The organism is Agromyces protaetiae, assembly GCF_030866785.1.
Lineage (GTDB): Bacteria > Actinomycetota > Actinomycetes > Actinomycetales > Microbacteriaceae > Agromyces > Agromyces silvae.
Genome location: NZ_CP133018.1, coordinates 1,708,583 through 1,732,600, shown reverse-complemented (window position 1 = coordinate 1,732,600; position 24,018 = coordinate 1,708,583). Strand labels below are relative to the sequence as shown.

Annotated in this window: 20 protein-coding genes and 1 tRNA gene; 11 read left to right on the top strand and 10 right to left on the bottom strand. The window is 72.0% G+C overall.

Going from position 1 to position 24,018, the window contains the following annotated elements; genetic code table 11:
- Positions 1-8 precede the first annotated feature (8 nt).
- The 6 genes from thrB to QU602_RS07945 all read right to left on the bottom strand — a co-directional run bounded on the left by thrB (position 9) and on the right by QU602_RS07945 (position 7,427).
- Entirely contained in the window at positions 9-935 is a 927-nt protein-coding gene (gene thrB / locus QU602_RS07970) for a homoserine kinase (protein ID WP_308799729.1), read from the bottom strand.
- The gene (gene thrC, locus QU602_RS07965; RefSeq protein ID WP_308799728.1) at positions 932-2,029 is read right to left on the bottom strand and encodes a threonine synthase; all 1,098 of its coding nucleotides are present in this window, start codon (positions 2,027-2,029) and stop codon (positions 932-934) included. The genes thrB and thrC overlap by 4 nt, the downstream gene beginning before the upstream one ends.
- The gene (locus tag QU602_RS07960; RefSeq protein ID WP_308799727.1) at positions 2,026-3,333 is read right to left on the bottom strand and encodes a homoserine dehydrogenase; all 1,308 of its coding nucleotides are present in this window, start codon (positions 3,331-3,333) and stop codon (positions 2,026-2,028) included. The genes thrC and QU602_RS07960 overlap by 4 nt, the downstream gene beginning before the upstream one ends.
- On the bottom strand, positions 3,330-4,766 hold the full coding sequence (gene lysA / locus QU602_RS07955) for a diaminopimelate decarboxylase (RefSeq protein ID WP_308799726.1): 1,437 nt from the start codon (positions 4,764-4,766) through the stop codon (positions 3,330-3,332). Before lysA ends, QU602_RS07960 begins: the two co-directional genes overlap by 4 nt.
- A gap of 170 nt (positions 4,767-4,936) precedes the next feature.
- Entirely contained in the window at positions 4,937-5,737 is an 801-nt protein-coding gene (locus QU602_RS07950) for an LmeA family phospholipid-binding protein (RefSeq protein WP_308799725.1), read from the bottom strand.
- Between the two features lie 16 nt (positions 5,738-5,753).
- Positions 5,754-7,427: an arginine--tRNA ligase gene (locus QU602_RS07945; protein ID WP_308799724.1), complete on the bottom strand. Its 1,674-nt coding sequence runs from the start codon at positions 7,425-7,427 to the stop codon at positions 5,754-5,756.
- A gap of 39 nt (positions 7,428-7,466) precedes the next feature.
- Between QU602_RS07945 and QU602_RS07940 the strand changes: the two genes are divergently transcribed.
- The 4 genes from QU602_RS07940 (at position 7,467) to QU602_RS07925 (ending at position 10,869) form a co-directional block, all read left to right on the top strand.
- Positions 7,467-8,084: an iron ABC transporter ATP-binding protein gene (locus QU602_RS07940; RefSeq protein WP_308799722.1), complete on the top strand. Its 618-nt coding sequence runs from the start codon at positions 7,467-7,469 to the stop codon at positions 8,082-8,084.
- 68 nt (positions 8,085-8,152) lie between these two features.
- Positions 8,153-8,225: transfer RNA gene (locus QU602_RS07935), tRNA-Arg, on the top strand.
- 284 nt (positions 8,226-8,509) lie between these two features.
- Entirely contained in the window at positions 8,510-10,207 is a 1,698-nt protein-coding gene (locus QU602_RS07930; RefSeq protein ID WP_308799721.1) for a sensor histidine kinase, read from the top strand.
- The gene (locus QU602_RS07925; RefSeq protein WP_308799720.1) at positions 10,195-10,869 is read left to right on the top strand and encodes a response regulator transcription factor; all 675 of its coding nucleotides are present in this window, start codon (positions 10,195-10,197) and stop codon (positions 10,867-10,869) included. The genes QU602_RS07930 and QU602_RS07925 overlap by 13 nt, the downstream gene beginning before the upstream one ends.
- Positions 10,870-10,899: 30 nt before the next feature.
- Here the strand turns inward: QU602_RS07925 and QU602_RS07920 are convergent, their stop codons facing one another.
- From QU602_RS07920 to QU602_RS07910, 3 genes are all read right to left on the bottom strand, one after another.
- Positions 10,900-12,135 carry a serine hydrolase domain-containing protein gene (locus tag QU602_RS07920; RefSeq protein WP_308799719.1) on the bottom strand — a complete coding sequence of 412 codons (1,236 nt, stop codon included), beginning with the start codon at positions 12,133-12,135 and terminating at the stop codon, positions 10,900-10,902.
- A 70-nt stretch (positions 12,136-12,205) separates the two neighbouring features.
- A complete protein-coding gene (gene dacB / locus QU602_RS07915) occupies positions 12,206-13,795 on the bottom strand; it encodes a D-alanyl-D-alanine carboxypeptidase/D-alanyl-D-alanine endopeptidase (RefSeq protein ID WP_308799718.1) in 1,590 nt (529 codons plus the stop codon).
- Positions 13,792-14,994, bottom strand: coding sequence for a serine hydrolase domain-containing protein (locus QU602_RS07910; protein ID WP_308799717.1), 1,203 nt, complete (start codon positions 14,992-14,994; stop codon positions 13,792-13,794). Before QU602_RS07910 ends, dacB begins: the two co-directional genes overlap by 4 nt.
- A gap of 198 nt (positions 14,995-15,192) precedes the next feature.
- On the opposite strand from QU602_RS07910, the gene QU602_RS07905 reads away from it, so the two are divergent.
- The 7 genes from QU602_RS07905 (at position 15,193) to QU602_RS07875 (ending at position 22,520) form a co-directional block, all read left to right on the top strand.
- Entirely contained in the window at positions 15,193-15,726 is a 534-nt protein-coding gene (locus QU602_RS07905; RefSeq protein WP_308799715.1) for a sigma-70 family RNA polymerase sigma factor, read from the top strand.
- Positions 15,713-16,531, top strand: a complete 819-nt coding sequence (locus tag QU602_RS07900) for a hypothetical protein (RefSeq protein WP_308799714.1) — start codon at positions 15,713-15,715, stop codon at positions 16,529-16,531. Before QU602_RS07905 ends, QU602_RS07900 begins: the two co-directional genes overlap by 14 nt.
- A gap of 110 nt (positions 16,532-16,641) precedes the next feature.
- Positions 16,642-18,684, top strand: coding sequence for a TPM domain-containing protein (locus QU602_RS07895; RefSeq protein ID WP_308799713.1), 2,043 nt, complete (start codon positions 16,642-16,644; stop codon positions 18,682-18,684).
- 85 nt (positions 18,685-18,769) lie between these two features.
- Positions 18,770-19,510: a PspA/IM30 family protein gene (locus QU602_RS07890; RefSeq protein WP_308799712.1), complete on the top strand. Its 741-nt coding sequence runs from the start codon at positions 18,770-18,772 to the stop codon at positions 19,508-19,510.
- 77 nt (positions 19,511-19,587) lie between these two features.
- Positions 19,588-20,433 (top strand): arginase family protein, encoded by an 846-nt coding sequence (locus QU602_RS07885; protein ID WP_308799711.1) that lies wholly within the window; start codon positions 19,588-19,590, stop codon positions 20,431-20,433.
- A gap of 195 nt (positions 20,434-20,628) precedes the next feature.
- A complete protein-coding gene (locus QU602_RS07880; RefSeq protein ID WP_308799710.1) occupies positions 20,629-22,071 on the top strand; it encodes a dihydrolipoyl dehydrogenase family protein in 1,443 nt (480 codons plus the stop codon).
- A 65-nt stretch (positions 22,072-22,136) separates the two neighbouring features.
- Entirely contained in the window at positions 22,137-22,520 is a 384-nt protein-coding gene (locus tag QU602_RS07875; RefSeq protein WP_308800118.1) for a Fe-S oxidoreductase, read from the top strand.
- Positions 22,521-22,966: 446 nt separating this feature from the next.
- On the opposite strand, the gene QU602_RS07870 is transcribed toward QU602_RS07875, so the two are convergent.
- Positions 22,967-23,995: an iron-siderophore ABC transporter substrate-binding protein gene (locus QU602_RS07870; RefSeq protein WP_308799709.1), complete on the bottom strand. Its 1,029-nt coding sequence runs from the start codon at positions 23,993-23,995 to the stop codon at positions 22,967-22,969.
- Positions 23,996-24,018: the final 23 nt, after the last annotated feature.

Below are 24,018 nucleotides of genomic sequence, written 5' to 3'. Positions count from 1 at the left end.
CCCGCGCGTCAGCTCGCGGCGGGCGTCACCGTCGCGCCCTTGAAGTCCACGGCCAGCGGGAGCGCCTGCCAGACCGTCTCGGCCGTGGCCTCGACGACCCGACCCGCGTCGGCACGCTCGCTCGGATCGCTCGCGAGCACGAGGATCGAGGGGCCGGCACCGGAGACCACTGCGGGGTGCCCGGCGTCGCGCAGCGCCTTGATGAGTCGGTCGGTCTCGGGCATCGCCTCGGCGCGGTATGCCTGGTGCAGCTTGTCCTCGGTCGCCTGCAGCAGGAGCTCGGGGCTCTGGATCAGCGCGGCGACCAGCAGCGCCGACCGCGAGACGTTGAACACGGCGTCCGCGTGCGGCACCGACGCGGGTTGCAGCGACCGCGCGAGCGCCGTGGACATCTCGTGCTCGGGCACCAGCACGAGCGGCGAGACGCCGCGGTGCACGATGAGCTTCTTGTGCCGCGGTCCCTCGGACGTGGTCCACGCGATGGTGAGCCCGCCGAACAGCGCCGGCGCCACATTGTCGGGATGCCCCTCCAGCTCGGTCGCGAGTGCCAGCAGGTCGTCGGCGGTGAACTCCTCGACGCCGTCGAGGAGCCCCTTCGCGGCCATGACCCCGGCCACGATCGCCGCACCGGACGAGCCGAGGCCGCGTCCGTGCGGGATCCGGTTCTCGGCGACGAGACGCAGCGGCGGCAGCTCGAGTCCGCGGTCGGCGAACGTGTGCGCCATGGCCCGCACGACCAGGTGCGATGCGTCGAGCGGGACCTCGCCGGCGCCGACACCCCGCACCTCGATCTCGAGACCGGGCGCATCCCGCACCTCGACGTCGAGCTCGTCGTAGAGCGCGAGCGCGAGCCCGAGCGTGTCGAACCCCGGACCGAGGTTCGCGCTCGTCGCCGGGACCTTCACGTGCACGCGCCGGCCCGAGAGCTGCGTCATGACCGGAGTCCGAGCACCGACGCCACCTCGGCGACGTCGACCGGCACGACGGTCGGCTGCACCTCGCCGCCGTCGGCGGTGCGCAGCGCCCACTGCGGGTCCTTCAGCCCGTGTCCGGTCACGGTCAGCACCACGCGTGCGCCCGCCGGCACGGCGCCGGCCTCTGCACGCTCGAGGAGCCCGGCGACCGAGATGGCGGAGGCCGGCTCGACGAAGATGCCGACCTCGGCCGAGAGGATCCGCTGCGCCTCGAGGATCTGCTCGTCGGCGATCGCGCCGAAGTAGCCGTCGGTCTCGTCGCGGGCGGCGAGCGCCTGCTCCCACGAGGCCGGGTTGCCGATGCGGATGGCGCTGGCGATGGTGTCGGGGTTCACGACGGGCTCGCCGCGGACGATCGGGGCGGACCCGGCAGCCTGGAACCCGAACATGCGAGGCATCCGCGTCGCGTTGCCCACCGCGACGTCTTCGCGGTAGCCGCGCGTGTACGCGGTGTAGTTGCCGGCGTTGCCGACGGGGATGAAGTGGAAGTCGGGTGCGTCGCCGAGCACCTCGACGACCTCGAAGGCCGCCGTCTTCTGCCCCTCGATGCGGTCGTTGTTGACCGAGTTCACGAGGTGCACCGGGTAGTTCGCCGCGAGGTCGCGGGCGATGTCGAGACAGTCGTCGAAGTTGCCCTGCACCTGCAGCAGCTCGCCGTTGTGCGCGATCGCCTGGCTCAGCTTGCCCATCGCGATCTTGCCCTCGGGCACCAGCACGGCGGCCTTGATGCCGGCGTGGGTCGCGTACGCGGCGGCCGAGGCCGAGGTGTTGCCGGTCGACGCGCAGATGACGACCTTCGCGCCGCCCTCGACCGCCTTCGTGACGGCCATGGTCATGCCGCGGTCCTTGAACGAGCCCGTCGGGTTCATGCCCTCGAACTTGACCCAGACGTCGGCACCGGTGCGTCGCGAGAGCGCCGCAGCGGGGATGAGCGGAGTACCGCCCTCGCCGAGGGTGACGATGGGCGTCGCATCCGTGACGTCGAGCCGGTCGGCGTACTCGCGGATGACTCCGCGCCACTGACGCGAGCCTGGCTTGGGGGTGGGCTGGTTCACACTGCTCCTTCGACTCGGAGGACGGACGCGACGGATGCGACGAGGGGGCTGTCGGCGAGCGCGGCGACGGTGTCGGCCAGCGCCTGCTCCTTCGCCTCATGGGTGCCGATGACCAGCGTAGCCTTGCCCGAGTCGTCGACCGTCTGCTGGAGCTGTTCGACGGAGACGCCGTGGTCGGCGAACACGTGGGCGATCGCCGCGAGCACACCCGGTTCGTCGGTGACCTCGAGCATGATCGAGTACCTCGTCATGATCTGCCCGATCGGCAGCACATCGATGTCGGAGTGCGTGGATTCGCTGGTGCCCGGCCCGCCGATGACGTGACGGCGCGCGATCGCGACGAGGTCGCCCAGCACGGCCGACGCGGTCTGCACGCCGCCGGCGCCCGCGCCGTAGAACATGAGCGGACCGGCCGCCGACGCCTCGACGAAGACGGCGTTGTTGGCGCCGTGCACGGCGGCGAGCGGATGCTCGCGCGGCACGAGCGCCGGGTAGACCCGGACCGACACGCCCTCCTCCCCCGTCTCGTGGTCGGTCAGCCGTTCGGCGATCGCGAGCAGCTTCACCACGAAGCCCGCGCGACGCGCCGACTCGACCTGGGCGGCCGTGACGCCCGTGATGCCCTCGCGGTGCACCGCCTCGACGGGCACGCGCGTGTGAAAGGCGAGGCTCGCGAGGATGGTCGCCTTCTGAGCCGCATCGTATCCGCCGATGTCGGCCGTCGGATCGGCCTCGGCGTAGCCGAGCTCGGTCGCCGTGGCGAGCGCGTCCTCGAGGCTCGCGCCCGTGGCGTCCATCCGGTCGAGGATGAAGTTCGTCGTGCCGTTGACGATGCCGAGGATGCGCTCGACGCGGTCGCCCGCGAGACTCTCCCGCAGCGGCCGGATGATGGGGATCGCTCCAGCGACGGCCGCCTCGTACGAGAGCTGCGCGCCCACCTGCTCGGCGGCCGCGAACAGCTCGGTACCGTGTGCGGCGAGGAGCGCCTTGTTGCCGGTCACGACGTCGGCGCCCGAGGCGATGGCCTGCAGCACGAGGGTCTTGGCCGGCTCGATGCCGCCCATGAGCTCGATCACGATGTCGGCGCCGAGGATGAGCTCCTCGGCGTCGGTCGTGTACAGCTCCCTCGGCAGGTCCGCATCGCGGCGGGCGTCGAGGTTGCGCACGGCGATGCCGACGAGCTCGATGCGCGCACCGATGCGCGCGGCGAGCTCGTCGCCGTGCTCCAGCAGGAGCCGCGCGACTTGGGACCCGACCGATCCCGCGCCCAGCAGTGCGACGCGGATGGAGCGGTACTCGATCATTCGGTGGTCCCTTCGGATGCGGACTTGGCGGTCGTCGGAGCGGGGCGGGCGGATGCCTCGAGGCCGGCGTCGCGCGCGAGCAGGTCCTCGATCGTCTCGCCGCGGACGATGACCCTCGCCTCGCCGTCGCGGACGGCGACGACCGGGGGCCGGGGCACGTGGTTGTAGTTGTTCGACAGCGGCTGGCAGTACGCACCGGTCGCGGCGACGGCCACGAGATCGCCGGGCTGCACGTCGTGCGGCAGGTAGCCGGTGTCGACGACGACGTCGCCCGATTCGCAGTGCTTGCCGACGACGCGCACGAGTGCCGGCTCGGCGGTCGAGACGCGCGACGCGATGCGCACGGTGTAGTCCGCGCCGTAGAGCGCGGTGCGCAGGTTGTCGCTCATGCCGCCGTCGACCGAGACGTAGTGCCGCCAGGCGCCCTCGATCGGCACCGGCTTGATCGTGCCGACGGTGTACAGCGTGATTCCCGCGGGGCCGACGATCGTGCGGCCGGGCTCGAACGCGAGGCGGGGCACGGGGACGCCGTGCGCGTGGCAGGCGGCCTCGATCGCGGTCGCGATGCCGTCGGCGATCCGCTCGATCGGCGTGGGGTCGTCGGATTCGGTGTAGGCGATGCCGAACCCACCACCGAGGTTCAGCTCGGGGACGGGCGCGACCGCCGACAGCGCGGCGTGGGCGGCGAGCAGCCGCTCGGCGGATTCGGCGAAGCCGGCGGAGTCGAAGATCTGCGAGCCGATGTGGCAGTGCAGGCCGAGGAACTCGAGCGACGCATGCGCGCGGATCCGGGCGCCGAGCTCGACGGCGCGGTCGAGCGTGACGCCGAACTTCTGATCTTCGTGAGCCGTGGCGAGGAACTCGTGGGTCGAGGCGTGCACGCCGCTGTTGACGCGCAGGCGGACGGCCTGCACGCGCCCCGCGCGCGCGGCCGCTTCGGCGACCCGCTCGATCTCGGCCTCGCTGTCGAGCACGATCGACCCGAGGCCCACCTCGACGGCGCGCTCGATCTCGGCGATCGACTTGTTGTTGCCGTGGAAGCCGATGCGCTCAGGCGGCGCGCCGGCCGCGAGTGCGACGGCGAGCTCGCCGCCCGTGCACACGTCGACGCGGAGGCCGGCCTCGGTGACCCACCTGACGATCGCCCCCGACAGGAACGCCTTGCCGGCGTAGTACACGGTCGCGTCGCTGCCGATCGATCGTGCCGCGGTCTCGAATGCGACGCGCGTGCGCTCGGCGCGATCGCGCACGACCTGCTCGTCGAGTACGTAGAGGGGGGTGCCGTATCGTTCGGCGAGGGTCGTCGCGTCGACGCCGCCGACCACGATGCGACCCGCATCGTCACGGACGGCGCCCGCGGGCCACACGGTCGGCGCGAGCGCGTTGGCGTCGTCGGGCGCAGCCGGGATCACGGCGGATGCGGTGGATGCCACTTGAGAACCTCACGGGTGCGGGTGCTGCCGGTACCGTTCGCTGGAGTACGGCGAGCGAACCCGGATTGGTTCCTGAAGCCTTCGCGAACCGCCGATCCGGCGGGACGCGCCGAGTCTATCGACGGCGAACCGGATGAGCCGAATCGATGACACGACGCGGCGCGGACCGGTCAGCAGGTGCCAGTCTGCGTGAGATGCGCCTGGTCGAGCACGAGCCCCGTGCCGCCGAGGCGCACGACGGCCTCCCCCTGCGACACGTCGATGCCCTCGACCTGCACACCCGCCGGCAGCCGGTCGGCGACGCAGATCTCGACCGGCCCACGGCCGAGCACGGCGTCCACCACGCCGGAGACGTCGAGCGCGAACCCGCCCGCGGTGACCTCGGCACCGACCGGACGGAGCAGCACCCGGTCGCCGGCGGCCTCGGGCTCGGCGGTCGCCGAGTAGCCGACGGAGATCCCGAGCACGTCGACGGTGCCCGTGTACCCGACGACCCCGTCGCCGAGCGTGAGGTCGCCGACGACGCTCTGGGCGAGCGTCAGCGTGTCGAGCGCCTGCTGGTCGAGCCGCAGCTCGCCTTCGACGCGGCCGACCGGCTGGCTGAGATCGAGCGGGACGTCGGTCGCGGTCACGTGCGCGGCGATCGGGGTGCCGTCGACGACGAGTTCGGGCGCGGTCAGCTCGACCTGATCGGCCCGGCCGGCGAGCAGTTGACCCAGCACCGAGAACCCGCCGATGCTCGCCGTCACGTCGCCCGACACCTGCTCGGGCAGCGACTGCTCGACGCCCTGCTCGATCGCCGTCTGCGCGAGCGACCGCACGACGAGGTCGGCCACGATCACGATCAGGGCGAGCACCACGACGATGACGCCCGCGACGATCCAGCCCCTTGCGGCGCGGCTGAGGCCGCGGCGCCGCCCCGAGGCATCCGTCTGCTCGAATGCCTGCGTCTGCGCGAACGGATCCGTCATGCCTCGGCCCGCCCGCTCACATGCGCTCGGGCGCCGACACGCCGAGCAGGTCGAGCCCGTTCCGCAGGACCTGACCGGTCGCGTCGTTGAGCCAGAGGCGAGTGCGGTGCAGGTCGGTGACGGGGTCGTCACCGAGCGGGATGACCCGGCAGCTGTCGTACCAGCGGTGGTAGAGACCCGCGAGCTCCTCGATGTAGCGGGCGACGCGGTGCGGCTCGCGCAGCTCCGCGGCCTGCGCCACGATCCTCGGGAACTCCTGCAGCGCGCCGAGCAGGGCCGACTCGGTCTCGTGGTCGAGCAGTCCGGGCGCGAACTCGGAACGGTCGACCCCCGATGCGAGCGCATTGCGCGCGACCGCCGAGGTGCGCGCATGCGCGTACTGCACATAGAACACCGGGTTGTCGTTGGTGCGCTTGCGCAGCTGCTCGGGATCGATCGCGAGCGGGGAGTCCGCCGGGTACCGCGCGAGCGTGTACCTGAGCGCGTCCGTGCCGAGCCAGGCCTGCAGGTCGTCCAGCTCGACGATGTTGCCCGCTCGCTTACTGAGCTTCGCGCCGTTGATCGACACGAGCTGCCCGATGAGCACCTCGATGTCACGCTGCGGGTCGTCGCCCGCGGCGCCCGCGAGCGCCTTCAGCCGGTGCACGTAGCCGTGGTGGTCGGCACCGAGCAGGTAGATCTTGTGCTCGAACCCGCGGTCGCCCTTGTCGAGATAGTAGGCGGCGTCGGCGGCGAAGTAGGTGTAGACGCCGTTGCCGCGGCGGATCACCCGGTCCTTGTCGTCGCCGAAGTCGGTCGTGCGCACCCAGATCGCATCGTCGTGGTCGTAGACGTGCCCCTGGGCGCGCAGGCGCTCGACGGCCGCGTCGACGGCCGAGACGCCCTCATCGTCCTTCGCGTGCAGCAGCCGCTCGCTCGTCCACACGTCGAAGTGCACGTTGAAGCGCTCGAGCGACGCCCGGATCTCGGCGAGCTGGAGGTCGTACGCGATCTCGCGCGCCGTGTGCAGTGCCACCTCGTCGTCGAGCGCGAGCAGGTTGGGCTCCCGCTCGAGCACACGGACCGCGAGGTCGGCGATGTACCGGCCCGGGTAGCCGTTCTCGGGTGTCGGCTCGCCCTTGGCGGCCGCGAGCACGGACTCCCCGAACGTGTCCATCTGGTTGCCCGCGTCATTGATGTAGTACTCGTTCGCGACGTGGGCGCCCGCAGCGCGGAGCACGCGGCCGATCGCATCGCCGAGCGCCGCCCACCGGGTGTGCCCGATGTGCAACGGGCCGGTCGGGTTCGCCGACACGAACTCGAGGTTGATGCGGCGCCCGGCGAGGGTCGTGGTGTGGCCGAACGCCTCGCCGGCCTCGACGATCGTGCGCGCGAGCTCGCCGGCGGCGGCGGCGTCGAGCCGGATGTTGATGAACCCCGGGCCGGCGACCTCGGCGCTGGCCACGCCGTCGACTCCGGAGAGGCCCGCGGCGAGCTCGGTCGCGAGCTCGCGCGGGTTCAGGCCGAGCGGCTTCGCGATCCGCATCGCGATGTTCGACGCCCAGTCGCCGTGCTCGCGCTGCTTGGGCCGTTCGAGCGTCACCTGGTCGGGCGAGAGGTCGAACGCGATCTCATCGCCGGCCGCCCGACGTCGCTCGACGGCGGCGGCGACGAGGTCGAACAGAGCGTGCGAGAGATCGGCTGGAGTCACCCCGAAATCCTACCCGCGCCGATTGATAGGGTTCGTCACATGCTGCGCTCCGATCGCTCCTCACGTGCTGCCCTGATCTGGATCGCGCTGGGCGCATCCACCGCCGCGCTGCTCGCCGGCTGCGCGCCCGGCGAGGCCGAACCGACTGCGTCGCCGTCGCCCACCTCGAGCGCGACCAGTGCCCCGACGCCGGAGCCCACCGAGACGACGGAGCCCGACGAGAACGCCACGCCGTTCACGATCGACTGCGACGCCCTGCTGACGCTCGACCAGTTGTACGTGTTCAACCCGAACTTCGGGGTCGACCCGTCGTACGAGCCCGACAGCGCGACCATCAGCGAGGTCGTCGCGCAGGGCGGCACCGCGTGCGGCTACCTCAACCAGACGAGCGGCGACCACCTGCAGATCGCGGTCGCGACGCCGACGCCGGCGGCGATCGAGTCGCTGGCGGGAGCGGCGGCCTCGCAGAGCACCCCCGTCCCGACCTACGGCACCCCGCCCGAGGTCGAGGGGTACTTCGCGCAGTCCGGGAACGAGGGCCAGGTCCAGGTGTTCAGCGGACCGTACTGGGTCGTCATCGAGTCGTCGCTGCTGTACGAGCCGGGCGATGCCGAGCAGCTCGTGACCGACGTCCGCGGCAACCTCCCGGCGGCCTGACTCGACGCTCCGCGGGGTGCGTGCGGTTCAGCGCGCTCCCGCCGGGGTGCTAGTCTTGCTAGCTGTGCGCCTCCGTAGCTCAGGGGATAGAGCGCCGGTTTCCGGTACCGTAGGTCGGGGGTTCGAATCCCTCCGGGGGCACGTTGTGATGAGTCGCGACCGAGGTCACATCTGAGTCGCGACATGGGTCACGTTTTGGAAGCCCTCGGCCATCGGCCGGGGGTTTTCTGCATGGTGCGCCAGGCGCCCCGGTCTGGGTCGACGGTGTCGGCGGCGGATGCCTCGGGCACCACGCGGCTCACACGGAGTGGTGACCCCGTTTCTCTTGAACCCGAACCCCACTCACGTCTAGGCTCACGCTGAGGTGACCCCACGCCGTGATCCGACCCCCAGATTCCACACCGATTCCCGCAGGCTTGCGGCGCGTGCGCGCCGACGCGCTCCGGCCCGCGCTGCTCCTGGTCGGGGTGTTCGCCCTCGCCCTCGGCGGCATGCAGCTCGCGGTGGCGGTGAGCGCACCCGTTCCGTTCTGGATCCCGGCCGCGTTCACCCTGGTGTTCTTCGTGTGGACCGCCGCCGGCATCATCGCCTGGTGGCGGCGTCCGCTGAGCGGCACCGGTGGCCTGCTCCTCGTCGGCGCCGTCGCGATGTTCCTCGGCGGCGCCGGCAACCTCGGCCTGCCGGTGCTCGTCGAGGTGAGCACCGTCTCCGCCACGGCCATCCTCGCCGTCACCGTGCATCTGCTGCACGCCTTCCCTTCGGGCCGGCTGCAGGGACGGCTGTCGGTCGTGACCGTCGTGGTGGGGTACGGTGTGGCGTTCGTCCTGCAGATGCCGCTGTATCTCCTGCCGCCCGATCAGCCCGATCTTCGGCTCGTCGCGCTCTGGGTGCAGAGCGTCGTCGGCATCGGCGTGATGGTGGCCACCGTGGTCGTGCTGATCGGACGTCTCCGCTCGGCTGAGCCGAAGAACCTCCGCGTGCTGCTGCCGCTCTACGTGTACGGCATCCTGGCGGTGCTGCTCATCCCGGTCTCGGCGAACGTGCTGATGCTGGTCGGCGCTGATGGCGTCCTGATCGGCGGCGTGCAGCTGGCGATCCTCGCCGGGATCCCGGTCGCCTTCCTGCTCGGCGTGCTGCTCGGCGGATTCGGGCGGACGGCCGAAGCGGATGCGTTGAGCGCCTGGTTGAGCATCGCCGGCTCCACGAGGACCGCGGTCGAGCAGGCTCTCGCCCGGTCGCTCGGCGACGAGTCGCTGCGGGTGGCGTACTGGTCGGAGGAACGGCAGGCGTTCATCGACGAGCAGGGGCTCGAGGTGAGCGTGCGCGAGCAGGTCGCCCCGAGGCTCTGGCAGGAGGTGCGCGTGGAGTCGCGGCTCGTCGGCGCCATCAGCTACGACGGCCGTATGATCGCGGATCCCGAATCGGTGCGCCGCGCGGGCCGGGTGTTCGCTATCGCTCTCGACCGCGAGCGGCTCACCGCCGCACTCGTGGCGAGCAACGAGGCGTTGCTGCACTCCCGGCTCCGCATCGTCGAGGCCGCCGACGCCGAGCGAAGCCGGATCGCACGCGACCTGCACGACGGGCTGCAGGTCCAGCTGGTGCTGCTCGCGCTCGAGGCGCAGCAGATCGCGAACGCCGACGCCGCCGACCCGGCGACCGCGTCGGCGGCGACCGCGCTCCGGGAACGGATCGACGCCGCGGCCGCTGACCTGCGGCGGCTCGTCCACGCCGTGCAGCCGTCCTCCCTGGTCGAGCGCGGGCTGACCGTCGCGGCCGAAGACCTCGTCGACCGGCTCGACATCCCGGCCACGCTGCGCAGCGACATCGACGACCGGACGCTCGCCCCGGCCACGGCGCAGTCCGCCTACCTCATCGTGGCCGAGGCGCTCACCAACGCGGTGAAGCACTCGGGCGCCCGCGCCGTGGCGGTCGAGCTCACCCGATCCGGCGACATCCTGCGGATGCGCGTGAGCGACGACGGACGCGGGGGCGCCCTGGTCGAGCACAGCTCCGGGCTGAAAGGCATGGCCGACCGGGTCGACGCGCTCGGCGGCTCGTTCGAGCTGGTCTCGCCCGAGGGTGCGGGAACCACCGTGCGCGTGGAGTTGCCATGCGGGTCGTGATCGGCGAGGACGAGGTGCTGCTGCGGGAGGGACTCGGCCACGTGCTCCAGAACGACGGGATCGAAGTGGTGGCGGCGGTCGGCACGGCGGTGGAACTCGAGATCGCCGTGGCGCGCCTCGAACCCGACCTGGTGATCACCGACATCCGGATGCCGCCCACGCACACCGATGAAGGCCTGATCGCGGCGCTCCGCATCCGTGAGGCCTATCCGGGCATGTCGGTGATGGTGCTCTCGCAGTACGTCCAGCGCCGCTACGCGACCGAACTCCTCGACCGGGGCGAGGGCGGCGTCGGGTACTTGCTCAAGCAGCGCATCGCCGACGTGCGCACCTTCATGGCCGACGTGAGACGGGTGCAGGCCGGCGGCACCGCGCTCGACCCCGACGTGGTGGCGGTGCTGGTCTCGCGCGCGAGCAAGACGAACGGCCCGGTCGGCGACCTCACGCCTCGGCAGCGCGAGGTCCTCGGCATGATGGCGGAGGGTCGAAGCAACGCACACATCGCCGCGCGACTCGGCACGTCGGAGAAGGCTGTGGTGCAGCACACGTCGAAGATCTACGACACCTTCGGCCTGCCGGTCGCGGCCGACGACCACCGCCGGGTGCTCGCGGTCATCCAGTACCTGGCCGCGTCAGGTGGCGGTGACGGGGAGTCGCTGTGACGCGCGTCACGCACGGATGACGGCGCCGAGCTACTCGGTGTACATCTCCTTGATCACGAGCTGGGCGATCGAGGCGGCGGGCCCGGTCCCGTTCGCGGCCGGAGCGAGGTTCGCCCAGACCACCAGGGTGACGTCGGCCACCGGGTCGTAGCCCATGAACGAGTTGAATCCGGGGAGCTCGCCGCTGTGGCCGTAGAACTGGCCGAACTGGCCGATGTTCCAGCCGTACCTCGGGGCGTTGGGCGCAGGCGACGTCGGCGTGAGGCTGTTCATGCGCGCCTCCTGCATCTCCGGTGAGAGCAGATCGCCGCCCTTGCCGTTCAGCGCCTCCACCCAGTCGGCCAGGTCGCCGATGGTGGAGATGCCGGAGCCGGCCGACCACGCCCACGACGGGTTGTCGAGGGTGCCGTCGTTCGGCAGGAAGGTGCCGGCGTTCGCCTGGCCCATCAGGTCGGGAGGGAGCTTCGACGAGCCGATGGTGTTCACATTGGTCCACCAGTAGTAGCCGTCGGAGTGCGGTGTGGGCAGACTGCTGTCCTCGATCGCGGGGAACGACGTCTCACTGAGCCCCAGGGGTGTGAAGAGGCGATCCGCGTAGATCTGCGCGAGCGGCTTGCCGTCGAGCTGTTCGGCGATGAGGCCGAGCAGGATCGTGTTGGTGTTCGAGTAGTGATAGCCGGTGCCCGGTTCGAAGTCGACCGGAAGCGGCAGGGCCATCGCGACGAGTTCCTCGGGCTGCCACACCCGCTGCGGATCGGCGTCGAGGGCGGCGTTCAGTTCGAGGGTCTCGGTGTAGTTGGCGAGTCCGCTGCGCATCATGAGCATCTGCTCGATGGTGATGTTCTCCCCGTTCGGGACGTCGGGGCGGTACGTCGAGACCGGGTCGTCGAGGGCGATCTTGCCCTCCTCCACGAGCTGCAGGATGACCGTGCCGGTCCAGGTCTTCGTGTTCGAGCCGACGCGGATGTGGTCGTCGAGCGAGACGGGTGTGCTCCCGCCCGGGCTCGTGGTGCCATAGGTCATCGTGAACTCGCCGTCCGGTGTGCGGATGAGCATGGCGGCTCCGGGCTGGCCGAGCTCCTCCGCCGTCTCCTCGAAGAGCGCCGTGATGGCGGCCTCGTCGAACGGCTTCAGGGTCGGAGTGGGGCCGGCCTCAGCGTCGCCGGTCGGCGTGGGGCTCGCCGACGGGCTCGACGGGGCCGGCCCCGTGCAGGCGGCGAAGGTCAGTGCGATGACCACGGCGGCCGCCCCCGCCGTCGTCCTCATCGCGCGTGTATGCATCCGTCGTCTCCTCAGTACGGCAATCCGGGGGCAATCCGGGGGGGCCAGCTCAGGCTCAGTAGGCCTGCTGGATCAGTGCGGCGACCTTGCCGACGTCGTCGTTGGCCTCGAAGACGCCTGCGATCCCGTCGTAGAAGCCGTCGTTCACGATGATCGTGAACGCCAGATGGCGGCCGTCCTCGGTCTCCATGACGCCGCCGAGGGTCTTGGTGGCGAGCCGGATCCGGCCGTTGAACGCGTCACCGCCGACGAGCGTTCCGGTCTTCGCGAACACTTTGCCGGCTGCGGGGCTGTCGGCCTGCACGTCGGCGAGCGATCCGTCGACGCCCAGGATCGGCATGGTGGCGCGCCAGGCCTCGGCGTCGGGCCGCTCGGCCATCAGCGTCTGGATCTGCACCGCGTTCTCCGGGGTGATGAGGTTGCCGTCGAGGCCCGAGCCGTCGATGAGGGATGCGCCGAGGGTGTCGAGCCCGGCGTCCGCCCAGATCTGCTGCGCCACCGCCATACCCGCGTCGCAGTCGGTCTGCCCGGCATCGGCCGCGAGCCGGCAGATCAAGGTCTGTGCGCCGCGGTTGTAGCTGATCTTCATGACGTAGGTGATCTCCTCGCCGAGCGGGAGTGATTCCAGCTCGGCGACGGTGGGCAGGCCCGCGATCGTGGCGGCGTCTTCGAGCGACTCCTCAGGGTTGCGCTTCACCGGGTCGGCCGAGACGCTGACCCCGGCCCTGGCGAGTGCCTCGATGAACGCCGTGCGCGCGAAGGTCGCGGGATCCTCGAACTCGTAGACCTTCAGCGACGGATCGCTGTCGGCGGCGATGGTGCCGGTGACGACGATCGTGTTCGGGTCGTCGGGCGAGAGCTTCGGGGGCTCGATCCCGGCCTTCGCGCCGGGAGCGACGGTCTCGACGCGGAGGTCGAGCTTCCACGGGGCGACGGCGGGGGTGAGCGCCGCCGTGGCCGGCTCACCTTCGGCGCCGGGGGTGATCAGGATGTCGAGGAGGTTCTGGTTGATCACGATGGGCGTGACCGGTTTCCGCTCGAGCGTTCCGACGAACAGCCGGTCGTCGACGATGACGTCGCCGCGCACCGCGGTGATGCCCGACGCCCGCACCTGCTCGGCGAGCTCGTCGAGTCCCGTGAGCGGATCCTCGGGTGTGAGCGTCGCGCCCGGCAGCGGGTTGGCGTCGTTGTGGTCGAGGTTCGTGAAGTCGACGGTGCCGTCGGCCTTCGTGCGGCCGCCCATCGTGAGATCGCCTTGGCCGACGAGCACGAGGTTGCCCGTGAGCGTCCCGTCGGTGACCGTGCCCGACTGCTTCACCGGCGTGCTGATGGTGTGATCAGGGCCCCATTTCACCCAGGCGGCACCCGCGCTGTAGGTCTTCACGAAGGATCCGGGCTCGGCGAGCTTGTCGCCGTCGAGGTCGATCACGGTCTCCCCGGTCTCGAGGTCCTCGACGGAGATGAGCCACCGGCCACTCTCGAACTGGGGCTGGTTCATCACCTCGAGCGCCTCGTCCGGAAGGCCGGGGACCGAGGTGAGGTCGCTTCCGGATCCGGTCGGAGCATCCGCGACGCATCCCGAGGTGAGCGCGACCGCAGCGACGACGGCGAGCAGGCCGGCGGCGCGCGGGAACCGCCGGGTCACCCGGCCGCTCCGTTCGCGAGGACCTCGGCGAGCGCGCGGAACGTCGTATCCGCCGGATGCGTCTTGTCGGGGGTGTCCGATTCGTTCATGTAGACGACGATGCTCGCGCCCGTGTCGGGGTGGTGGAAGGTCGCGGCGGTGAAGCCGATCCCCTCACCGTTGTGCCCCCACCAGCCGTCGGTCTCACCCATGCCCACGGCGTACCGGTCGTACGGCGGCTTGGGGATCTGGTGCCCGATCTGCCGCAGCTCCTGGGTCTCAGGCTTCAGCAGCGCACCGGTGCCGAGGATCTCGGCCCAGACCCGGCCGTCGTCGAGCGTCGAGAACAGCGACCCCGCTGCGGCGAGGATGGAGGGGTTCTCGTTCTGGGCGAGGGGCGTGCCGTCGACCACGAAGTAGCCGACGGGGTGCGGCGCGGCCCAGTCGTCGACATCGGTCAGGTAGGCGGTGCCGGTCTGCCCGAGCGGCTCGAGGATGCGTTCGTCCAGCGCCTCGGCGTAGGACTGCCCGGTGACCTCCTCGATCACGGCACCGAGCAGGTTCGTGTTGGCGTTGGTGTACAGGTACTCGGTTCCGGGCGCGAACTGCGCCGGCTGGTCGATCACGAAGCTGTTGAGCTCGTCCAGGGTCCAGATCTTCGCGGGGTCGGCCTGCCACTCGTCGAAGAACTCCTGGGTGACGTAGTCGGCGTTGCCGCTGGACATGTTCGCGAGCTGGAGCAGCGTGATCCGGTCGCCGTCGGTGATCCCGTCGACGTACTGGTCGATGGTGTCGTCGAGACGCAGCGCTCCCTCGTCGGCGAGCTGCAGGAGCATGGTCACCGTGTACGACTTGGTGATGCTCCGGATCGGCCAGACCATGTCGGTGGTGGCGGCGACCCCGTCCTCGACGTCGGCAAGACCGGCCGCGGTCGTCCACGAGCCCTCACCGGGGATCCAGACGCCGGCAGCGGCACCTGGCACGTCGTACTCGGTCATGACCTGCTCGACCGCACGCTGCAGCTGCTCCTGAAGCTCGGCGGGGAGCTCGCCCTCCGGTGCCGCGGGCCGGGTCACGGTGGTCGTCGCGTCGGGGGTGCGCGTGGCGGCAGGAGTGCCGCTTCCGCCGGTGGCGCATCCGCTGACCAGCAGGCCGGCTACGGCGATCACGGCCACTCCGGCGCGCCGGGATGCGCGCACGGCTGCATCATGGGTCGTCATGGTTCCTCTCCCCTGCGGACGATCGGAACTCCGCGGCCCGCACCTCGTTCGACAGGCTGGCGGACGCCGCCGCGCGCGACAATAGACCTGAGTCCAGTACGGTGCGGAACGCGACCGGCGAGGTCTGCCACAACGTTTCCGTACGCTGAGTCGTTCTAGTGGGTGACGGCGGGTCCATCGTCGTCGGGAGGAGACACGGTGAGCGGCGCATGGGATGCCGTGGCGACGAGACTCGTCGCCGAGCGCGGCGATGCGCTCGTGCGGTACGCGTACCTGCTCACGGGCAACGACGCGGACGCGGCGGACCTCGTCCAGGATGCGCTCGTGCGCACGTTCGGGCGACCGCGCATGGCCCTCACCCTGGCCAAGGCCGAGGCGTACGTGCGGCGGGCGATCCTCAACGCGGTGATCGACCGTTCGCGGCGCGAGCGCACCTGGCGAGGCATCCGTCACCTCGTGGACGCACCCGCGGCGGTCGACGCGCCGACCGAGGCCGCGGATGCCCGGCTCGACCTCGCGACCCGCGTGCGCGCGTTGTCGCCGCGACAGTCGGCGTGCATCGTGCTGCGCTATTACGAGGACCTGACCGTCGACCAGATCGCGACGACGCTCGGCATCAGCTCGGGTGCGGTCAAGCGGTACCTGTCCGATGCGCTGCGGGCGCTCTCCTCCGCACTCGAGGCGTCCGGCGAGGGCCGGACCGAGAGAGGGGGCGCGGATGTCCGCACCTGAGCAGGACCGGCTGCGCGAGGCGCTGCGACGGGCGGCGGATGCCTCGGGCACGCGTGAGCTCGATGCCGACGCCGTGATCGAGGCGAGCCGGCGATCGCGCCGTCGCCGGCGCAACGCCGTCCTGGGCGGCACGACCGCGGTCGCCGCGCTGGTCGCCACCGCCGGGCTGATCGGCGGCCTCGCCGGGGTCGTCGGCCCGTCGACGACCGCGGACGCACCGGTCGCCGCGAACGGTCTCGTCCCGGCGACCGAGGGGCAGGAGATGGCCGTCGCGCCGCGCGACGAGGCGAGTCATGGCGACGTCGCGCTCGGCCGGCTCTCGGCGATGAACCAGTGCGGCGCCCCGATCCTCGCTGCGCCGGGCACATCGGAGGGGTCGGATGCGTCGGATGCGTCGGATGCGTCGGTCGGCGCGCTGACCGCCACGGTGCGGCCTGACGCCGCCGTGACCGGCGGGAGCACGGGCGAGGCGACCGTCACCCTCACCAACACCGGCACCGACCGGATCGAGGGGTCGCTCCGCATGGCCCCGGCCATCGCCATCGCCGATGCGGACGGGACGGTCGTGGCGATGCGTCCGGACGCGGACCCGTTGCGTGCGAGCGAGCCGGTCGACCTCTCCCCCGGTGAGTCGGTCGAGCTGCCAGCGGCGATCGAGGCGGTGCGCTGCCTCACCGCACGCGTCCCGACGGCACTGCCACCAGGCGGATACACGCTGGCCGCGTCCGTCGTCGTGGTGCCCGACGACCCGCAGCAGCCCGACATCGTGGTGCTCTCCCCGCTCGCGCCGCTGACGGTGGAGTGACCGGCATCGGCGCCCGATAGCACACCCGGGAGAACGCCTGGAGTCCGTGGACGCCCGTCGGTGGCCGGTCCTAGACTCGGGATCGTCCGTTGGAATGGGGGATCGCGCAGGTGCACACGTCTCGACGCTGGTTGATCGCCCTCGCCGGAGCCGCGGTCGCCGGAGGACTCACGATCGGCGCTCCAGCGTTCGCGGAAGATCCCGTCTCCTTCGGTCAATCCCCCATCGTCGACACGGTCGGCGCGCTGGGTGGGCAGACCGCCGAGGTCGAACGGGCGATCGGCGAGGCGGCCGACCGCAGCGGCCGGCAGCTCTTCGTCGCGTACGTCGACGAGTTCACGAACCCCGAGGCGGCTGACGCGTGGGCCGCCGACACCGCGATCGCGAACGGGCTCGGCGACGAGGACTATCTGCTCGCCGTCGCGGTCGACGGGCGCACCTACGACTTCTCCGTCGCCGACCAGGCATCCCTCTCCGATGACGAGGTCCGGCGCATCGCGCAGGAGGTCGTCGAACCGCGACTCCGTGCCGAGGACTGGGCGGGCGCGGCGATCGCCGCGGCCGAGGCACTCGCGGGCGACACTGGCGGCTCCGGTTGGGTGTGGGGACTGATCTGGTTCCTCGTGATCGCCGGCGCGATCGTCGTCGTCGTGGTCCTCGTGGTCGCCCGCCGCAAGCGGCGGGGCGGCGGTCCAGGTGCGGCGCCCGAGGTGCCGCAGGTCCCGCTCGAGGAGCTGCGCCGCCAGGCGGGCGGCGCGCTCGTCGCGGCCGACGACGCCATCCGAACGAGCAAGGAGGAGCTCGGCTTCGCCATCGCCTCCTACGGCGACGAGGCGACCCAGCCGTTCCGTGCGGCGGTGCAGGCCGCGGAGGCGAAGATCGCCGAGGCGTTCGCCCTCCAGCAAAGGCTCGACGACGCCGAGCCCGACACCGAGGCGCAGCGCCGCGAGTGGTACGGCGGCATCCTCAGGCTCACGGGCGAGGCCGATGCCGAGCTCGACGCACAGGCCGAGCGGTTCGACGAGTTGCGCGCGCTCGAACGGAACGCACCGGCCGAGCTCGAACGCGTCAGGCGCGAGATCGACGAGGCCGCGGCGCGCGTGGCTCCCGCGCGCGACCGGCTCACGGCGCTCCGCGAGCGGTATGCCGAGACCGCGACGGCGCCCGTCGCCGACAACGTCGCGCAGGCCGAGTCCCGGCTGGCCTTCGCGCGTGAGGCCGCCGACGGTGCGGGCACGGCACTCGACGAGAACCGGCCGGGTGAGGCCGCCGTCGAGATCCGGGCCGCCGAGGAGGCGGCCGACCAGGCGGTCGTGCTCACGGGCGCGATCGAGCGGCTCGCCGCCGACCTCGCGGCCGCCGAGCAGGCCGTCGCCGCGGGGGTGGCCGACCTCGAGAGCGACGTACGCACCGCGCAGGCCGACGCTTCGCTCGCGCAGATCGCGCAGACCACGGCCGCTGAGGCGGCGTCCCTCCGGGCGGCACTCGCCGAACCGCGGCCCGACCCGCTGGCGCTCCAGGCCCGGGTCGAGCAGGCCAACGCCGGCATCGACGGCGCAATCGGAGCGGCGCGAGAGGCGGCAGAGCGCGCGATCCGTGCCGCGGCCCAGCTCGACCGGTCCCTGCTCGCCGCGCGGGCGCAGCTGCAGGCCGCCGAAGACTACCTCGTCGCACGTCGCGGTGCGGTGGGCGCCGAGGCGCGCACCCGGCTCGCCGAAGCCGGCCGAGTCCTCGCCCTCGCCGAGCAGGGCCGCGCGGGCGACCCGGCCGCGGCCCTCGGCAATGCCCAGCAGGCCGAGCGCCTGGCGGCCGAAGCCATGCGGCTCGCGCAGCAGGATGTCGGCGGGTTCGACGGCGGCTGGGGTGGCGGAGCGCCTGCCGGCGGCATGATGCCCGGCACCGGCCGCGGTGCGAGTGGCGGAGATCTCTTCGGCGCGGTCCTCGGCGGCATCCTCATCGACCAGGTGCTCGGCGGCGGCCGGAGCCGGGGCGGTGGGTTCGGCGGTGGCGGCGGGGGCTTCGGTGGCTTCGGTGGCGGCGGCGGTGGGCGGCGCTCCGGTGGCTTCGGCGGAAGCTTCGGTGGCGGCCGTTCCGCGGGCAGCTTCGGCGGCGGCGGCACGCGCGGCCGCCGCGGAAGCGGAGGCCGATTCTGACGCCAGGCCACCCCGAGGCACCCGACCCGGCCCACACTCCTCACGCGGCACCCGCCGCACCTCGACCAGAACGGAAGGAACTCCCATGAGCAACAAGCAGTCCATCTTCGGCCGAATCTCGCAGCTGGTCCGCGCGAACATCAACTCACTCCTCGATGAGGCGGAAGACCCCGAGAAGATGCTCGATCAGATGGTGCGGGACTACACCAGCTCCATCGCCGACGCCGAGGCCGCGATCGCTGAGACCATCGGCAACCTGCGCCTGCTCGAAGACGACCACCGCGAAGACGTCAACGCGGCGCGCGAGTGGGGCGAGAAGGCCGTCGCGGCGAGCCGGAAGGGCGACGAGCTCCGCACGGCGGGCGATGCGAGCGGTGCCGACAAGTTCGACAACCTCGCGAAGGTCGCGCTCAGCCGCCAGATCTCGTCCGAGAACGAGGCGCGCGCCGCCGAGCCGCAGATCGCCGCGCAGACCGACGTCGTGAACAAGCTGAAGACCGGCTTGAACGGCATGAAAGAGAAGCTCGTCCAGCTGCAGAACAAGCGCAACGAGCTGGTCGCGCGGTCGAAGACGGCCGCCGCGCAGCGCCAGGTGCACGACGCGGTCAAGTCGATCGACATCCTCGACCCGACGAGCGAGCTCGGACGCTTCGAACAGAAGATCCGGCGCGAAGAGGCCGTCGTCCGCGGCCAGGCCGAGCTCACGGCCTCGACCCTCGACGCGCAGTTCGCCGAGCTCGACGACCTCGGTGAGCTCACCGAGGTCGACGCGCGTCTCGCGGCGCTCAAAGCGGGCGGCTCGTCGCAGGGCGCCATCGGCAGCTGACCATCCGGGCGGATGCCTCGGGCGATCGCCCGGGGCATCCGAAGCCGGTCGCTCCAACCCACGGAAGGAGATCGCGCATGCCGGCCACGTTCGTCGTCGTGCCCGTCTGGCAAGGTTCGGTCTCGGCCCGCGCGATGAGCCACGCCGACGGGGCGGCCGCCATCCAGGGCGACCTTCCATCGGCCGCCACGATCGTCGTCGACGTCCCCGTCGAGGCCGGTGACGCGCTCGGCACCGGGGTGCAGCGGTACAGCGCCATTCTCCGCGTCCGTGAGCGGACGGAACAGGCCCTCGCGTCCGTCTCGGGCCTGCCGATCACGATCGGCGGCGACTGCGGGGCGAGCGTCGCCGCGGTCGCCGACGCCTCCCGCCGCACGGGCGGTGACCTCGCCGTGCTCTGGCTCGATGCGCACCCGGATCTCAATACGCCCGAATCGTCGCCGTCGGGCGGCTTCGGCGGCATGACCCTGCGTGCGATCGCCGGCGACGGCGCCGAGGGGCTCACGCTCGTCGACGACCTGCGCGTCGCACCGGGGCGGCTCGTCATCGGCGGTGCGCGGGCGTTCGACGACGAGGAGCGGCGTTTCATCGACGAGCACGGCGTCCAGACGCTGACGGTCGAGGACCTCTCCGACCCGACGCTGGTGATCGCAGCCCTCGAGGCCACCGGCGCGAGCCGGGTGTTCGTGCATGTCGATCTCGACGTGCTCGATCCTTCGGCGCTTGCGGGGCTCTCGTACCCGATGCCGTTCGGGGTCGATGCGACGACCCTCGTCGCGCTCGTGCGCGAGGTCACCGCCCGGTTCCCACTCGCGGGCGCCGCGATCGCCGGGTTCGCCCCGGGCACGCCCGAGGCCGCGAACGACGACCTGCCGACCATCCTCCGGCTGGTGGGGGCGCTCGCGTCGTCGCCCTCGGCCTGAGCAGCGGGGCTCGGCCTGAGCTGGCGGCGCCGCGGCGTGGGCAGGCGGCGCGGCCCGAGTGCGGTCACACGCCCGCAGGCGCTCGCGTGCGTGCTGCATCGCGCACGCCGATGCAAGCCGTTCCCTGGAGCGCGCGCGCTGCATAGGCTGACGAACGGACTGTGTCCCCACGAGGGGCACGAGGAAGGGACGAGTATGCAGCTCGAAGTCGATGTCGTGGTGATCGGCGCCGGACCCGTCGGTGAGAACGTCGCCGACCGGGCACGTGCTGCCGGGCTCGAGGTGGTGATCGTCGAACGCGAGCTCGTGGGCGGCGAGTGCTCGTACTGGGCGTGCGTCCCTTCCAAGACGTTGCTCAGGAGTGCGGCGGCGCTGCGCGCCGCGCAGCGCGTGCCGGGCGCCGCCGAGGCCGTGACCGGCGGGCTCGACGTCGGCGCCGTGTTCCGTCGGCGCAACGCATTCGTGTCCGACTGGTCCGACGAGGGCGGTGCGACCTGGCTGGCGAGCGTCGGCATCGACCTCGAGCGCGGCCACGGCCGACTCGACGGGCCACGTCGCGTCGTGATCGAACACCCCGACGGTTCGAGCGTCACGCTCGTCGCCCGGCACGCGGTCGCCGTCGCCACCGGATCCGACGCGGCGATGCCGGCCATCGACGGGCTCGCCGAGGCCCGGCCCTGGACCAGCCGTGAGGCCACCTCGGCGCAGGAGGCGCCCGCGCGACTGGCGGTCATCGGCGGCGGCACGGTCGCGGTCGAGATGGCGACCGCGTACGCCGGGTTCGGCTCCGAGGTCACGGTGCTCGCCCGGAGCGGGCTGCTCTCCGCGCAGGAGCCGTTCGCGGGCGAGGCCGTCGCCGACGGACTCCGCGAGCTCGGCGCCACGGTGCGCCTGCACACCTCGCCCGACCGCGTCGAACGGAACGCCGACGGCGAGGTCGTGATCACGCTGCCCGGCGGCGAGACCATCGTCGCCGACGAGGTGCTCGTCGCGACCGGCCGGACGCCGCGAACGGGCGATCTCGGCCTCGAGACCGTCGGACTCGAGCCGGGCTCCTGGATCGAGGTCGACGACACGCTGCTCGTACCGGGCGCCGACGGCGAAGGCGACTGGCTGTACGCGGTCGGCGACGTCACCCACCGCGCGCTGCTCACGCATCAGGGCAAGTATCAGGCGCGTGCCGCGGGCGACGTCATCGCGGCCCGCGCGCTCGGCGGTGCCGTCGACGACGCACCGTGGGGAGTGCACGTCGCGACCGCCGACCATGCGGCGGTGCCGGCCATCATCTACGCCGAGCCCGAGGTCGCGAGCATCGGCCGCACCGAGGCCGCGGCGCGTGAGGCCGGACTGGCGGTGCGCACGGTCGAGGTCGGCCTCGACGCGGTGAGCGGCACCGGCATCCACTCCGAGGGGCAGGCGGGCCGCGCGAAGCTCGTGATCGACACCGATCGCGACCTCGTCGTCGGCGCGACGTTCGTCGGTCAGGATGTGGGCGAGCTGCTGCAGGCCGCGACGATCGCCGTCGTCGGCGAGGTGCCGGTGCGCCGGCTGTGGCACGCGGTGCCCGCGTTCCCGTCGGTGAGCGAGATCTGGCTGCGGCTGCTCGAGACGCTCGGCCGGCCGGAGGCCGCGGCGTGACCGGCGTCGACCCAGGAGCGGAACGCCCGGGCGGCAGGGGCTTCCCGACTGAGCCGCCGTCACGAATCATCCGGATCCGCCTGACCGACTCCCCCGTCAGCCTCGCCGGGTACTGGTTCGCCACGGCCGTCGGCGCGACCTGGGGCTTCCTGCTGAGCACCGGCCCGGTCGAGCGGCGCCGCGGGCTGATCGTCTTCCGCGGCATGCCGAAGTGGGCGTTCGGCCGCGGCGGCGCCTGCGTCGGCGGCTGTTACCTGACCGACCGGAACGTGCACGACCGGGTGCTCGGCCACGAGGCGATCCATCGGCGGCAGTGGCGCAGATACGGCATGCTCTTCCCGCTGCTGTACCTCATCGCCGGCCGCGATCCGCTGCGCAACCGGTTCGAGATCGAGGCCGGGCTCGAGGCCGGCGGCTACCTGCCGCGGCGGCGCCGCGCCGCGCGCTGACCGCGGGCCCCGGGCCACGGCGGCGCAACGACGCAGCACCGCCGTACCACTCCTGCGCCGCCGCACCACCCCAGCACCGCCGCGCCACCTTTGCGCCGCCCGCGCCAGCAGTGCTGGCGCACACCTGCAGAAGTGGCGCGGAGCGCGAGCATCGGGCCACGGCGAAGCAGCCGGCGTGCAGGCGGCGACGCCTCTGCGCCACCGCACACGATCCCGCAACCACCCCACCGCCGCGCCACCTTTGCGCCGCCGCGCCAGCAGTGCTGGCGCGCACCTGCAGAAGTGGCGCGGAGCGCGGACGGCGCGGAGCGCGCGGACAGCGCGGAGCGCCGACAGCGCGAAGCGCGGACAGCGCGAGCAGCGCGGTCAGCACGAAGCGCGGACGCCGACGGCCCGGATGCCTCGGGCGAGACATCCGGGCCGTCGAGACGGGGCTCGGGCGCTGGTTACTGCACGACCGCGGCGATGGTGTCGATGAGCGCGGGCATGCCGCCCTCCCAGTCGAAGCTGAGCGCGGTCGGGGGCGACACCGACGACACCGTCACGGGGTCGTAGACCGAGGCGACCTTGCCGGCCGCGATGGCGGGCACCGCCTGCAGCGCGGGCTTCGTGAGCACCGCGTCGGCGTCGGCCTTGGTGCTCGCGTAGCTCAGGATGAAGTCGGCCGTGAGCTGGTCGAGCTTCTCATAGCTCAGGTCGTAGTAGAAGCCGCCGTCGGAGGTGTCGAGCTCCGCGACGCTCGGCGCGACCTCGAGGCCGAGCTCGGTGAGGATCGCGATGCGCGGGTCGGCGCCCGTGTAGATCGACATGGACCCGTCGGCGTCCCAGATGCCGGCGAAGGTCTTGCCCGCGAACTCGGGGTGTGCCTCGGCCGCGGCGGCGAGCTGCTCGTCGATCGTGGCGAGCACCGCTTCGCCCTCGGAGTCACGGCCGAGTGCCTCGGCGGTGATGCGGATCGTCTCATCCCACGGCGTGGTCCATGCGGCCTCGGGGTATGCGACGACCGGCGCGATCTCGGAGAGCGTCTCGTACTGCTCTTCGGTCATCCCCGAGTACGGGGCGAGGATCAGGTCGGGCTCGGCCTCGATGAACTCCTCGTAGGGCACCGATGCGCCGCCCTCGGGGTCGCTGAGCAGCGCGGGCAGTTCGACGCCCTCCGCCTCGTAGGCCTCTTCGACCCAGGGCAGGTAGTTGCCCTCGCCGACGGTCCAGACCTGCTCGGCGATGGCCACCGGGTAGACGCCCACGGCCACGGCCGCCTCGGTGGAACCCCAGCCCCAGGTCGCCACGCGCTGCGGGTCGGATTCGATGACGGTCTCGCCGAAGGCGTGCTCGATGGTCACGGGGAAGCTGCCGCTCGCCTCGGTCGCGGGCTCGGCGCCCGACTCGTCGGTGCTGCCGGAGGCGCACGCGCTGAGGGCGATTGTGGTGACGGCAAGGCCGGCCACGGCGAGCAGGGAACGTCGTAGACGCACGGGAACTCCTTGAAGAGAGGGCG